This window comes from Candidatus Lokiarchaeota archaeon (assembly GCA_014730275.1).
Classification (GTDB): Archaea; Asgardarchaeota; Thorarchaeia; order Thorarchaeales; family Thorarchaeaceae; genus WJIL01.
In genome coordinates this window covers 1-13,732 of the sequence record WJIL01000006.1, presented here as the reverse complement: position 1 = coordinate 13,732, position 13,732 = coordinate 1, and the positions used below count along the sequence as shown (strand labels likewise).

The window sequence follows — 13,732 nt, the reverse complement described above, 5'->3', positions numbered from 1 at the left end:
CTATTACAGGAATGCACGAACTGTTCTATTTCAGTCTTTTGTGATATCAGAATTGACTAGGAATGTTTAAGTCGCATGATGCGTCATGCCAAGGTATTAGGTGAGGAGGCCCAAATGAGAAAAAAGATTGCGAAACTTGGGTTATCGTTTGTGGGACCAATTGCTTTGATTATCTTACTAACTATGCCCATTGGACCACTTGCTGGCGGCTTAGGGATACTCCAACCATGGGGTGGGATATTCGATAGTGGAAGAGTCGCCAACCCCCAATCAGATATGACCGTCTCTCTGTCCATCTTGGATGCTCCAGTTGATGTCATTATTGACACATGGGGGGTCCCTCACATCTACGCTGAGACCGTTGAAGATGCATTTCGTGTGCTTGGATATTTGCATGCCAAAGAACGTCTCTTTCAGATGATTTTACAGAATCACATGGCAGCGGGCAGGCTTAGTGAGCTTGTCGGGTCTCCTGCTCTTTCAACCGACAAATACTATCGAACAATTGGCCTTGCACGGGCTGCTGAAAGAACCTACGAGTGGTTTCTGAGCCATCAAGACAGTAATCCTGAGATAGCATATGCCTTAGACTTGGTTAATGCTGAAGTGGCGGGAGTAAATGCTTTCATAGAATCCATGACACAAGCAACCACACCACTCGAATTCAAGATGCTAGGCATACAAGCTCGAAAATGGACTCCACATGACATCTTCCTTTGGAGCAAAATGATGACTTGGGGTCTGTCTGGAGGGTTCGCTGATCTTGAGCGTCAATTCATATGGGCAACGATAGAAAACGAAAGCCTACGCCAGGATATGTACCCCTCTGTTATGCCTTATACCGTCCCCATCATTCCTGAACAGCATAACTTGAGTTTGACTGAATTTCCGAATGCACCCGGGGACTTTCCTGCAACAACTAATCCCCCAAAGCAGATTCAATCGAAACATTGTGATGAAGATACTCTAGGCGTCGAGAAGCTCAAAATGGTACTCGATGCAATTTCAAACGTGGCAGAAGCTCTTGGACCCCAAGAGTTAGTGGGAAGCAATAACTGGGTTGTACATGGAGACAGAACAGCAACTGGAAAACCACTTCTTGCTAACGATCCTCACCTAGGCCTTCAGGCGCCGTCACTCTGGTACGAAGCCCATATCGTTGTTCCTGGGGCATTAGATGTCGCAGGAGTTACATTACCAGGTTTACCGGGAATTCTGCTGGGTCATACGGATCAGATTGCTTGGGGCTTCACCAATGTTGGCGTTGATGTTCTGGATCTATTCGTCGAAAGACTGAATCCTGACAACGAGACACAGTACTATTATGGCGATGATTGGAGAGATTTTGAAATTTTGAATGAACCTATCGAAACCAGTGACCAGGGTACGGTGGATTTCGAAGTCCGGAAATCCATTCATGGTCCGTGTATTGACTCTGTTATCGGAGGATACGATAACTATTCTGCTAATGGCGTGAATATGGCAATGAACTGGACGGGGAGTGGTGTAACCCATGAGATTCTCGCCTTGTCGCTTCTAAATCAAGCCAAGAACATCACAGATTACTATGAAGCAGTTTACTGGTGGGATAGCCCTCCGCAGAATATCGTTTATGCAGATGACGAAGGAAACATCGCAATGACAGTGGCTGGTCGCTTTCCTATACGTGCTGGATATACTGGTGAGTTTCCTATAGAAGCTCTCAATGATTCCGTCGGGATGGTAAGCAATATCCCGTACGCATGTAATCCTCGATCAGTCAATCCTACGCAAGGGTACTTGCAATCCTGCAATCAGCGTTCTATTGCTCCAGAAGACTCTGCTTTTACGTTACAGGGTCTGTTTGCGGACGGCTATCGGGGAAGAAGAATTGATGATTTACTCAGTACTGATGATGACGTTACTGTGGAAAAGATGATGCAATTCCAAGCTGATTCTCTTGATGTTTCGGCCCAAGAGATTGTACCCATTGTTATCGATGACTGGGACTCTGCTGAAGAATCGAACACCACTATTGATACAGCAATCGATTGGTTTCGCGACTGGGATTTCGTTATGAAAACCGATTCAAAGACACCGACGCTATGGCGATACCTGTTGAAGGCCTTGTCCTACGAGGTTTTTGATGAGCTCAGGACTATAGATTCTCGGTTGCGCCTTTCCCGGAATCCTGTACTCGAACATATTCTCAAGGAAAACTGGACATATTACCTGGATGACCACACAACTGAGGATATAGAAACGCGAAAAACTATGATTGTGCAATCCCTTCATCGTGCTCTTGATAATATGAATGAAGATTTGGGGAACGACCAAAGCAACTGGGAATATGGGCATCAACACATCATTGTTGTAGACCATCTTGTCGGGTTGACATATCTTGGCGGAGGTCCCCACCGAGGATCGGGTTATACGCTCAATGCAGCTGGAGGTGGCAGACATCGCGGATGGGATGCACGATGGGTTGTTCGAGGTGGCCCATCATGGCGCATGGTCGCAGATTTGAGTGATATTTCTGAATCATACAATGTGTATCCCGGCGGTCAAAGTGGAAACATCTTCAGCCCTCATTGGCACGACATGTTCGACCTCTGGTATAGCTATGATTCTGAAACAGAGCATTATGGCTACCATCAGATGCTCTTTTATTCTACATCTCAGGATTTCTTGGAAGATGATACTGAGGACACACTGATGGAACGCGAAATTTCTTTTCTACCCTAAGGAGGCTTTACATTGCCAAAAATCGATGAATCTATTCCGAAATTACCATTTGTTTTAGTTATTGTTTTCGTACTGATACTTGGAGTACTATTCCAGCTGACTGGACTATGGATCCTGATGCTACTTGCAGGGGGTATTGGAGCTCTGTTTTGCCGCAGGCTCAAACGTGCCTTCATAGCAGGATTTCTTGGTGTTGGACTGGCTTGGGCCATCCTCTTCGGATATCTCATTTTAACATCTCAAGCGTTGGCAATTGCTGATTTCTTCATTGCCTTGCTAGGCCTGAGCGGCTTGGGCTGGCTAGTCATAGTCATCAGCATCATAATTGGTGCGCTATTGGGAGGATTTGGAGCTGCACTAGTGAGAGCTCTTGTCGAACTTGTGGATGAAGTGATCGATGGGAGAATGAACACTGAGAACTCGGCTTAGCATCAGAACAAATGATAATCAAATAATCAAACGACATGCCCATCAGTAATGGTCAGTGAAGACACATGCCTCATGCGAAGAGTTGGTATTCATTTGAGTGGTTGGATTCTGCTAGGAACATTGTCGAATGGACAAGAGAAACCCCTGCAGGAGTTCAGACAGTTCTTCTGCTCCGACACTCCCATAGAGAGCGACTCAACAATCATGAAGAGATGATGGGGGCTGGTCTTACAGACTTGGGAAGGAAGACCGCATATGAGATGGGTTGTAGGCTTAGAGTTGGTAGCAATGTCCACATATCGACCAGCTTCATTTCTCGCTGCTATGAAACTGCTGAACATTTGGCTGACGGTCTATCAGAACAAGGATACACTGTGGATACCATTGATACCCTTCCAGCTCTAGTTGGCCCAGAAAACGCAATGAATGTAATCTCACGCGAGCTGCATCCAGATGGTGAAAACGTTACTGAATTCATCAACAATTGGGCTCACGGAAGATATGATGGAGAAATGGAAAGCTTTGGAGACTATTTGGATCGGCTGGATACCACCGTTTTCAATAATCTGGGAGCCCTAGAGGCTGGATGTATGTCCATCAATATTACGCATGACCTGACTCTCATGACGGCTAAGAGAGCTATACTTGGTGAACCACTAAGCCAATCTGAACGTGAACCCTATCTGGGCGGCATAGCTCTACGAACCCGGAAGTCAGGAATAGAGATTCTCTTCGGCAGAAAAAGGCGAGTCTTAAATAGGCAAAGGAATGAACTGTTTATTCTCTGATTTTGCTACGTCTTATGAATAACCCTTTGTATTCACAGATGAGAGGAGGCAAAGAAGCATCCCAATCCTGAGATGCTTCCATACCCCTCAGCTAGGGGGTCTGTTGATTTAGCTTCTTTGTTGTCTCTGATATAGGACAATCACGATGATAACGATGGCCACGATTGCAGCTATTATGGCCGGTACTACCGTGAAATCAGGTGGTGGGACTGTTGTGGTGGTAGTTGTCGTTTCAGTTGTAGACGTTGTAGTAGTGGTAGTTGTAGTAGTTGTAGTAGTTGTGGTAGTTGCTTCATTTTCTACTGAAACGCTTATTTGTACATCCGCGCAATTGCCGGCTTCATCATAAGCTCGGACAGTAAGGTTGTAATCACCATTTGATACCGTGGTTGTGTTCCAGCTGTAGAGAAACGGTTCGCTCGTGAGGTTTGTCAAGCTGGTGTTATCCATGTAGATTTCCACTCGGTCGATTCCACTTCCACTATCACTCGCTGTGATGTTGATTTGGACCGAATCACTAACGGTGTCACCTTGCTCTGGAGACACGATTTCTACTTCTGGTGCGATTGTATCTGTGACTGTATAGCTGAAGTAATCTGAATCATCGAGCAAAGTTGTGGACTTGCCTGAGGTATCATTAGCAGACACGTAGAATTCGATAACTGCGTCGAAGGCTTGTCCAGGAATCGAAGTAGTGTATCTATTATCACCAAGGTCAGTCATGGGGATACTACTCCACCCCCCTGAATCAACTCTATAATGTAGTTTCACAGTATCAGTACCAAGATCATAGACCGACACGTTGACCTCTACCGCCTCATCAACTTCTGGGGATATCGGGGTGTAGCTGAGTTCAGAAATCTCTGGAGCTGCGTCATTGTACAAGTAAACATCGTCAAATAGAATCTCAACGGTGCCTCCTGTCTCTGAGTAACCTTCAAGATTTACTCGGTCAATTGCGGTTTCGGGTGCTGAGCCGAACAGCAACTCATAATCTTCAGCGATATTCCGTTGCACAGTGAACCATTGACCTATGGTATTTCCATTGGGCAAAATGATGTAGTCATCTACACCCTCTCCTCCAGTTGGATCGCTGCCATTGGCGAAAACATATGAGTATTCTTTGTTGTCGGCAAACTCAATGATGATATGCACCATCTCGTCTACTTGTGATGTGAATGTTTCAAGTTTCCAGCTCACTTCAAGATAGGTATCTGTTTCATTGTTGAGAGGGCGGTAGGCACCTTCTTGATCGCCATAGTAGGAGTCACCATTTTGAACCGTCAGATTGGCGGCTTTGTCCCCATTCAACGCATCATTTGTAACTGTGAAGTACGACTCTGTGCTAGGAATACCCCAAGCTCGAATTTCTTCACCAACACCGGGTTGATCTTCATAGCCCCTGTCGTTTAGTGCCGAGCATTCCAATACCATATCATCAAATAGCATGGAGAGCCGTGAATACTTGTGGCTTGTGTACATCCTCAATTCTACTTCTTCCACAAAAACCTCACTTGTCTGATTATGGGCGGTGATATCATCCCAGATACTCCGATTGAAATATGTCCATGTATCAGTCGTATTGAATCCAGATGGTTGTATCTGGATTACCTGTGAGTATCCATGTACCGGGGATTCCAACCCCTGAGCAAACATATAGTAAATGCTGAATTCTTCTGTTGCATTACTACAACTGACATGAATATATGCATAGGTATAGTTAGATGCACCCTGGTATTCGTGGATTCGCCACCAGAAACGGAACTGGTCTTGGTTACTAGCAGTCAAACGTCTGTCTGTATGGAATGAGAATCTTGCCTGGCTTATGTTACCGCTCGATGCTACTGTAGCATTGAGAGCATAATCGCCTTCCTTGTGCATATCGGTACGAGCAATGTCACCAGCTTCTCTGTTGCTGATAACCCATCCTCCACCCCCTTCAAAATCTCCATTGTTAGTCGATCCAGATACGATTTTATTTGTACCATTGACCAAGTTCAAGTCATCCACAAAGACTCGGGTATATGATGAAGTCTCACTGAATAGAATGAATTCCATAATATTCTGGGACTCCGGATATTCTCCAAATGCTGCAAAGAAATCCTCCGTGATGTTTCTATCAAAACTCAACCAAGTATTCTGCGTTTGGTTCATTACAAAGTACCTGTAATATGATGAGTTTGAAACTGAATCATCAACGCCACTAAGATAGTAGTAGAGCTCTTTCGTGCCAGACTGCTTCAACTCCAAATGAAGATAGAAATAGTCGGTATCAGGGTTTGAAGTCTGATTTATGTAATAGTCGAAATCAAGGGTGAGATTCACTGGGTTATCCTGAGAAACTTGGGTTCCTTGCTTAAGCTCTGCTTGACTGGGGTGATCGGAATCGATTGCTCGTGCTTGTATACCCATTGATTTTGACCCCTCATTTACTGGCCAAGGATTCTCGGCATACCACAGATATCTGTCTGTGCTTCGGTATGTGTCCAGCTCCTCTGGAACATGTTCCGTTCTCCAATACTCGAATCCGTGGTTGGGATTGTGATCTGCCCTCCATTCTACCCTACTTAGATTCGTTCCGGATGGTAAATCAGAACTGGTCTTCAATTGAGACCCTGTTTCTGCTCGGGGCAATGATTGGTGAGTAGCTACGCCCAAGAATCCTGAAAGTAACATAACTGTGAATAATGTGAGTGCAAATGCACGGTGACGCATTTTATTCTATCCTCTTCACCGTCCAGTGTGGTCATGTCTTATATCACTATTCGTCAGTATCTTCGAATTCCTCTTTTCGAATCTGTATAGAAGCTACCTAAGAAGCCCCAAACGATCAGAATTGCTTTTGAGGGTCTAAGAACATAGCACCTCATATCTTAGCCAGACATGGCCACCTTTGTCCACATGGGTCGAAAGCAGCTTCAACTTGGTTGGAAGCTCCTCCTCCTCAAGGTCTGGTGATTCATAAAGAATTGGCGTATTTGTACCTCCAACAAGCCCCGGCGTAATCTCGATATTCACCTCGTCTATTAGTCCTGCTCGAAGCAGAGCTCCGTTCAGTTTTCCTCCTGCGGTTGAGAGAATACAATCTACACCAAGCTTCGATCGCAGTTTCTTGAAGACCGCTTCTAAATTCACATGGCCTTCACCCGCAACGAGATACGGTATTTTCTCGCGTCTGAGATAAGCTAGGTACTCAGCAGGCGTATGATACCCAACCATGATTAGAATATGCCAGCCGGGCATGTCATCGAATTCCTTCGCCCACCCTCTCATTCTTCCTCTTCCATCTACAGCTACGCACCAACCACAGCGCTCCTCCACTTCCACGATATCCGGGGGTAAGAAGTCATCATAGAGAATAGAGTCTTCCATTTCACTGGGCGGAAGGGGCTTTGGTACAACATTCTCTGGAACAAAGGATCCACTCCCTTCCATAATCACTGTTGGTTCATGAATAGAAAATAGATGCTTCTGAACATCTAGTTCTGGTTTGTGCATGAAACTGTCAAATCGGTCATCTCCATCGAACATGGTCTTGTTTGGAGCTATGGCTACTCTCCCATCTGCTGATGCTACGGTATAGACTACTACTTTCGGTCGGTCCATTATCAAATACTCCTCTACAAAAGCTGAAGCATCGGTAAGCTGGAGTATTATATTTTTGATGCTCAATGGAACCGAGTCAGCTGATCATACCTCAGCTATTGCGTCTAGCGTGAACTCGAGGTCTTCTTCTGAATGAGCAAAAGACAGTGCACCAAGCCCGTGGTGGCCAAATACCCCTTTTTCGATGAGTTTTGATTGAAATTCTGCAAGACTCTTGCGGTCAAGGAGCCTACCCAGTTTCTCGCCCGTTAATGGTAGGTCTATATTATCTTTCAATGTGTGGATAAACACAATCGATCCCGTACCGGTGGAAATGGCGGATTGGCCTTTATCGTGAAGTATTTCGTTTATTTTTTCCCGGAATTGGTCCCCCTTATCGTTGAGTTTAGAGAAGTCATCTCTTCGCTTCTGTAACTCATCTAAGGCCGCAGATCCTGCAACCATGGACAGAGGATGGCTTGAAAACGTGCCTCCACCAACCCATCGCCCTCCTTCCGCATGCGGGGCAGCTAGATGCATGATGTCCTTACGTCCTCCGTAGGCTCCCAGATGCATTCCCCCGCCGGCAATCTTTCCGAACGTAGCTAGGTCAGGTTCAACACCAAACAAGTTCAGACCGGCAGAACCATAGGTCAACCGAAAACCTGTGATAATCTCATCGAAGATAAGAACTATACCTCGCTTCTCAGTTTCCTCTCGAAGATAACTCAAGAATCCATTGCGTGGTGGAAGACCACCTCCAGCTCCCAACACTGGCTCCACGATAAAAGCTGCAATATCCTCGCCATGGCGCTCGAGCAATCGATCTACGCTTTCTTTGTCATTGTAGTTGAATGTGACTCCATCATACCAAGGTTCATCATCATATGGATGTTTGATATGATAGCCAACCGCATCATTGCCCCCGTGCCATCCACCAAATGCTTTTGCCACCAATGGCTTACCAGTGAACAACCTTGCGAGCCGAACAGCATACATAGTTGCTTCCCCACCCGTGCTACAGAACCTCATCTTCTCGAAGAAGGGAATGGCATCCTGCATCCTTTCAGCCATTTCGACTTGGTGCTCGTTCAAGGCTCCAAGGTGGTGTCCATCTTGTGCTCGATCTACAATGGCTTTTTGGATGATTGGATGGTTGTGACCAAGGATTGCAGAATAGTGAGTTAGCCAATAATCAACATATTCGTTTCCATCTACATCCCAGAGATGAGAGCCTTCACCTCTTGCTATAAATGGAGGATGTGAATTGCATACATCTAGACCGAAAGTCCGGATATTATGATTCACACCACCCGCGAATACTTTCAATGCTCTTGCCCACAATTTTTTAGATTTGGGCGTTGCTGATTCATAGTCTTCAAGCATGTTCTCAAACTCCTTGAATTCGAATTCTATTTCATTTTGTAGTAATGCTGAGTGTTTCTGGGAATGGCAAGATCTGTCATTTTAACTAATCCTGCTGGTGCGCTAATTACAAGTGGTATCGCGTTCAGCACCATCCCAACGGTTCCATGATCACCCATGACTCCACCCTCTATTCGCTGTGTGATTGCTGGTTGCCCGTCAATGATGATTTCATCGTACTCGGGTGAAGCGCTTGCATGTGCAACAAATTCCAGCGTAACAATCTCTTCATCGGCTCTGAGACCTAAACCTCTGCTTTTGAGGCCCAAAACATTGCCCTTCTCGACTTTGCCAATTGGAGTTTCCATCCCCTCATCCGCTATCACTGCTTCCGGCGGCATTTCCTTAATCTCATCAAGTGAAAGCTTGAGAGCATCATCAATCATGTAAATGGATTCCAGTAATCCCACGTGCCCTGTAATTCTTCCCTCTTCGATTGCATTCTCGAACTCGTCTGTTGTCATTCCGGTTCCTACTTTTTCTTGGAAGGAGCTGCGTCTAGTACTGGAGTCGATGACTCTCGTAACCTTTAGCTTGTTGAATCGTATACATGGCCCCGTTAGCATAATGGGTAGAAGATCCATGAGAAAGCCCGGGTTGATACCTGTGCCGAGAACTGTTCGACCTACTTCCTCAGCCTCTGAGTCAATTTTGTTCGCGAGCTTAGGGTATCTCCTGTGCGGATATGAGAGCTCCTCACATATTGAAACTACGTGTAGGCCTACATCTAGGCAGGTGAGGATAGCCTTCTTCACTTGCTCCAAGTGAGAAGACGTAGCTATGAGAGCAATGTCTGCAGGGCGGGCTGATGTTCTCTCTAGTGCTTCTGTTAGATCTGAGAAGATGGGAACTTCTTTTCCTGCATCACTTGAGCTGCTTTCAGCGATTTTCTTCCCCTTGTACTTCGGATTGATATCCACGACGGCAATGAGCTTGAGATTGTCCCTTGCGAGTATTTCGGATGCGATTGGCTTACCAATGGCACCCAAGCCAATTTGTAGAACTCTAAATGGTTTTGACATAATCCAACCAACACCGAGTAGCGACTATAATCTCTTTGGTCGTTTCTTACTTCTTCTCGGACTGTATCTATTCCTCTTTGTCATCACAAGGTGGTTCATCATAAATTTCGCAAGGCGATGGCCATTTACCTGCTCGTTGTAACTCTTGTTTTTCGTATTGGAGCCAGCCTGCTCCAAATACCAATATGATCAGTACACCTAGAGCTGCTCCGATGACAACAATTCCGCCGAAGACAAGATTGGCCATAGCAACAATACCTAACGAAACAGCGGCGGCGCCCACGAAGGGAGTTATCTTATGAGAATCAATTTTATTGACTACGTATGCTGCTATTGGAGCAGAAGCTGCCGCACCCACAAGTAATGGCACTTCAAAGACAGAAAGTGATGCCCAATTCAACGAAGCCTTGCCAACCATTATGTAAAGAAACCAAGAAGCTCCTGTTGTGAAAGCTTCCGCTGTACTTGTTGTGCCAAGAGCTTCTTTACCATCTCGTCCGGAAATCATCTGTCCTCCTGCAACTATTGGGCCATATCCTCCTCCACTTAGAGCCTTATTGAGTGAGGCTATGAATCCTAAAACGGTGATTCGTCCCCATGAGAATCTCCATTTGAAACCTGCAATTACTAGTGTTCCTGTGAATATTACTGTTGCAAGAACGTAGAAAGTGATGAATGTGGAGGGTGTTGCTAATGCCACAAAAACACCCACACCTGCCCCGATGACACCAAGAGTTGAAAGAACAAAACTGACCTTGAAATCCTCAGATCGTGGGTGTGAGCTTATGGTACCCATCCCTCTGTGTGAAATAGCTGTCAATGCTGCTGATATGAACTCTGAAAGGAGCACTCCAGGTATCACTCTATCTACAGAAAATCCTAGTAGAAGAAGCGATGGAGCTAGGATTGTACCATATCCTAGTCCTAGAGTGGAATCCACTAGCTTACCTATGAAGCCCACTAAGAATAGCACCATAATTGGCAATAAGATTTCATTCATGTACGATTCACCTTCGCTGGGATTACTCTATGCTGTGTATGTTCATAACAAGAAGTGAGAAACTGCTTTGCTTGTTAAGTTAGAAAATGCCATTAATAGTATTGGGTTCTCTTCACGTAACGACAGCTATACCTTCTCAGGTACAAAGCAGGTACTCAAAAGCATCACTTGAAGCAATTTGAGAAGGTTACCTGGTCGAGACTAGCCATTGGATGAATCCCATCAACCGCTTTCTCTACATATCTACTCAAGAACACCCAATTCTTGGAAGACCCCCTCATCACGGATTTCCTCAATGAATCGAGAGGGGGTACCAATCTCATCAGACCATCGAGAATCGAGAACATCTGGATAGGTTAGAAACAGATAGTCTTTGGCTCTCGTACTGGCTACATAGAAGAGGCGTCTCTCCTCCTCTATCTCTTCTGGCTTATTGAAAGCTCGGTGAAATGGTAATGCCCCCTCGAGGAGCCTAATAATATAGACCGCATCCCACTCCAACCCTTTTGCTTGATGTATCGTTGATAGAACGATTTTCTCTGAATCTTCTTCAGCGGCTTCGTCTCTGGTTGCTCCCACCAGATTGTACATTGTGAGAACATCGGAGAGGAACTCAGTGGGGTCCTCGTACCTTGCCGAGAAATTCACCAGCTCACGGAGATCTTGGATTCTCTCATCCGCATTATCGTAGTTATCTTGTACAATTGGTTCAATAAACTCGATAATCCTTTCAAGTATGACATCTAAAGATGGAAGGCCCTCGTTTGATGAATGTGGGAGATCATCTCGGAAGAATTTCTGAATCCGCTGGAGGCTTTCCATACCTGTCTTGTATACCCTTTTCCCTGACATTGCAGCAGACATATTCAGTCTCACAAATCTGGACATGGGTTTGTCCGCTTCAAGCACTTCATCGAGTACCTTTGAGGCTGTCACATCTCCTATTCCTCTCTGCATTGTGAGTACTCTCATCCACTGTACAACATCAGCGGGATTGACAAGTAGAATCAGGTGAGCCATTGCATCCTTGATATGAGCACGCTCGAAGAAGCGTAAGCCGGCTCGCATCTCATATTGTATCCCGTAATTAATACACGCCCTTTCAACTTCAAGAGAGTGATGTCTGGCCCGAAATAAAACAGCCTGTTCGCTCAAAGGAACACCCTGCTCGTTGAGTTCAAGTATTCTGGAACAAGTCAAATTCGCCTCTTCTCTGACATCTAAGCAAGGGGTCAGGTATGGTTTATCACCCGATTCTCTTGTTGGTTGTAGTGTTTTTTCGAACTGAGATTCATTATGAGCGATTGATGCATTAACGAAGTTAAGTATCTCCGGAACGCTTCTATAGTTGCTTTCGAGCCTGTACTCGGTAGTACCATCATACCTTTCAGGGAACTCCAGCATGTGTTCGATTTGTGCACCCCGAAACGAATAGATTGCTTGAGCATCATCTCCAACTACCATTACTGACTGAGCCTCCGAGCTCAGCTCTTTAACGATGTCCGCTTGTAGGGTATTCACATCTTGATACTCATCTACGAGAACATGCTCAAACTGGCTTTTGATTTGATTACCAACATCATCCGTGCGTAGAAGATTGAGGAAATTCACCAGGAGATCATCGAAGTCCATCACATTCATTTCTCGTTTGCGTACTTGATAGGCATCAATCATTCTGATGATGAAACCCGCTTGTTCCTCATACCCCGGATAGAATTCCTTCACGACCTCCTTTATCTTCTCAGCAAGATTCAACGCTTTCGAATAGATATTGACCAGTTGAGACGGCCGAGGGTGATGTCCTTGCTGTTCTTCGGGAATGCGTCTACCAACAACGAGTTTCATGAGATCTTCAGCATCTTCTCTGTCTAGAATCGTGAAATCAGAAGTGTATCCCCAGTCCAAGGCGTCGGCATTTTTCTTCAGAAAGCGATTGCATATGTGGTGGAACGTTCCTGCAATAATGCGATTGCCTTTTCCTCCTGTAAGATACTCGACACGACGAATCATGTCTTGAGCTGCTTTCTTTGTAAATGTCATGAGTGCGATTGCTTCTGGGGAAGCTCCTTTCTCAAGCAACCAGGCAGCTCTGTATGTCAGTACCCTTGTTTTTCCCGATCCGGGACCAGCAATAACAAGTGCCGGTCCTGCTTCATGGGTAACGGCTTCATATTGTTCATCATTTAGCTCCTCTTGAAACCGCCTGTCCACATCCTCTGGCAATTGTCGTATTTTGAAGAGCTCTTCCTTTTCCTTCTGCATCAGTTTCGGCATCCGTGTGTAATCGAGTCTGGTGCTGATTTGAGCTGTGAAGATGGCTTTAAAGAACCTTCACTCGTCGCGCGAGAGTACACCTTCACCGGTTTCATGTAGTGGTCAGACCAATTTTAACTACAACCTTTTGCCGCTTATAGTAGACCTTTTCTGCATGTTCTTCTATGGTTAAGTGCAATGATAATCCTGAAAGGCGAAGATATTGCCCAACTCGTAAGCATGGAGGAATGCATTGAGGTCGTAGAAGAGGCCTTCCGCAAGCATGCAAAGGGAAGGACTGTCTATCCATCAAAAAGCCAATTCACGTTGCCAGGAGAAGAATGGCGTTGGTGGGCCTTTATGCCTGCATATGTTGAAGATATGGGGGTTGCCTGTAAAGTCGTCTGTGATTACCCCAAGAACAAGGAACGAGGAAAACCCACCATTATGGGGACCATTCTACTTGCAGATTCTCAAACGGGTGAGCTTAAGGCAATCATGGATGG

Annotated in this window: 10 protein-coding genes; 5 read left to right on the top strand and 5 right to left on the bottom strand. The window is 45.4% G+C overall.

All coding sequences use genetic code 11. The features are described 5' to 3' along the window. The first annotated feature begins 75 nt into the window (after positions 1-75). The 4 genes from GF309_00435 (at position 76) to GF309_00420 (ending at position 4,290) form a co-directional block, all read left to right on the top strand. Positions 76-2,724, top strand: a complete 2,649-nt coding sequence (locus GF309_00435; GenBank protein MBD3157227.1) for a hypothetical protein — start codon at positions 76-78, stop codon at positions 2,722-2,724. A 12-nt stretch (positions 2,725-2,736) separates the two neighbouring features. After that, positions 2,737-3,153 carry a hypothetical protein gene (locus GF309_00430; GenBank protein MBD3157226.1) on the top strand — a complete coding sequence of 139 codons (417 nt, stop codon included), beginning with the start codon at positions 2,737-2,739 and terminating at the stop codon, positions 3,151-3,153. A 65-nt stretch (positions 3,154-3,218) separates the two neighbouring features. Then, complete coding sequence (locus GF309_00425; GenBank protein MBD3157225.1) at positions 3,219-3,941, top strand: hypothetical protein; 723 nt, start codon at positions 3,219-3,221, stop codon at positions 3,939-3,941. Positions 3,942-4,095: 154 nt separating this feature from the next. Next, on the top strand, positions 4,096-4,290 hold the full coding sequence (locus GF309_00420) for a hypothetical protein (protein MBD3157224.1): 195 nt from the start codon (positions 4,096-4,098) through the stop codon (positions 4,288-4,290). A gap of 2,501 nt (positions 4,291-6,791) precedes the next feature. On the opposite strand, the gene GF309_00415 is transcribed toward GF309_00420, so the two are convergent. From GF309_00415 to GF309_00395, 5 genes are all read right to left on the bottom strand, one after another. Further along, on the bottom strand, positions 6,792-7,547 hold the full coding sequence (locus GF309_00415) for a deaminase (protein ID MBD3157223.1): 756 nt from the start codon (positions 7,545-7,547) through the stop codon (positions 6,792-6,794). A gap of 84 nt (positions 7,548-7,631) precedes the next feature. After that, positions 7,632-8,912 carry an aminotransferase class III-fold pyridoxal phosphate-dependent enzyme gene (locus tag GF309_00410; GenBank protein ID MBD3157222.1) on the bottom strand — a complete coding sequence of 427 codons (1,281 nt, stop codon included), beginning with the start codon at positions 8,910-8,912 and terminating at the stop codon, positions 7,632-7,634. A gap of 26 nt (positions 8,913-8,938) precedes the next feature. Further along, positions 8,939-9,973, bottom strand: coding sequence for a dihydrodipicolinate reductase (locus tag GF309_00405; protein MBD3157221.1), 1,035 nt, complete (start codon positions 9,971-9,973; stop codon positions 8,939-8,941). 67 nt (positions 9,974-10,040) lie between these two features. Further along, positions 10,041-10,973 carry a TSUP family transporter gene (locus tag GF309_00400; protein MBD3157220.1) on the bottom strand — a complete coding sequence of 311 codons (933 nt, stop codon included), beginning with the start codon at positions 10,971-10,973 and terminating at the stop codon, positions 10,041-10,043. Between the two features lie 243 nt (positions 10,974-11,216). Then, the gene (locus GF309_00395) at positions 11,217-13,247 is read right to left on the bottom strand and encodes an AAA family ATPase (protein MBD3157219.1); all 2,031 of its coding nucleotides are present in this window, start codon (positions 13,245-13,247) and stop codon (positions 11,217-11,219) included. A gap of 177 nt (positions 13,248-13,424) precedes the next feature. Here GF309_00395 and GF309_00390 point away from each other — a divergent pair. Continuing rightward, the coding region (locus tag GF309_00390) for an ornithine cyclodeaminase family protein (protein MBD3157218.1) at positions 13,425-13,732 on the top strand (308 nt) is incomplete at its 3' end.

What these genes read in the sequence shown, in the direction of transcription:
- GF309_00410 (MBD3157222.1), bottom strand. Translation starts at nt 8,912, where the DNA reads ATGCTTGAAGACTATGAATCAGCAACGCCCAAATCTAAAAAATTGTGG.
- GF309_00435 (MBD3157227.1), top strand. Translation starts at nt 76, where the DNA reads ATGATGCGTCATGCCAAGGTATTAGGTGAGGAGGCCCAAATGAGAAAA.
- GF309_00395 (MBD3157219.1), bottom strand. Translation starts at nt 13,247, where the DNA reads ATGCCGAAACTGATGCAGAAGGAAAAGGAAGAGCTCTTCAAAATACGA.
- GF309_00415 (MBD3157223.1), bottom strand. Translation starts at nt 7,547, where the DNA reads ATGGACCGACCGAAAGTAGTAGTCTATACCGTAGCATCAGCAGATGGG.
- GF309_00425 (MBD3157225.1), top strand. Translation starts at nt 3,219, where the DNA reads ATGCCTCATGCGAAGAGTTGGTATTCATTTGAGTGGTTGGATTCTGCT.
- GF309_00400 (MBD3157220.1), bottom strand. Translation starts at nt 10,973, where the DNA reads ATGAATGAAATCTTATTGCCAATTATGGTGCTATTCTTAGTGGGCTTC.
- GF309_00405 (MBD3157221.1), bottom strand. Translation starts at nt 9,973, where the DNA reads ATGTCAAAACCATTTAGAGTTCTACAAATTGGCTTGGGTGCCATTGGT.
- GF309_00420 (MBD3157224.1), top strand. Translation starts at nt 4,096, where the DNA reads ATGGCCACGATTGCAGCTATTATGGCCGGTACTACCGTGAAATCAGGT.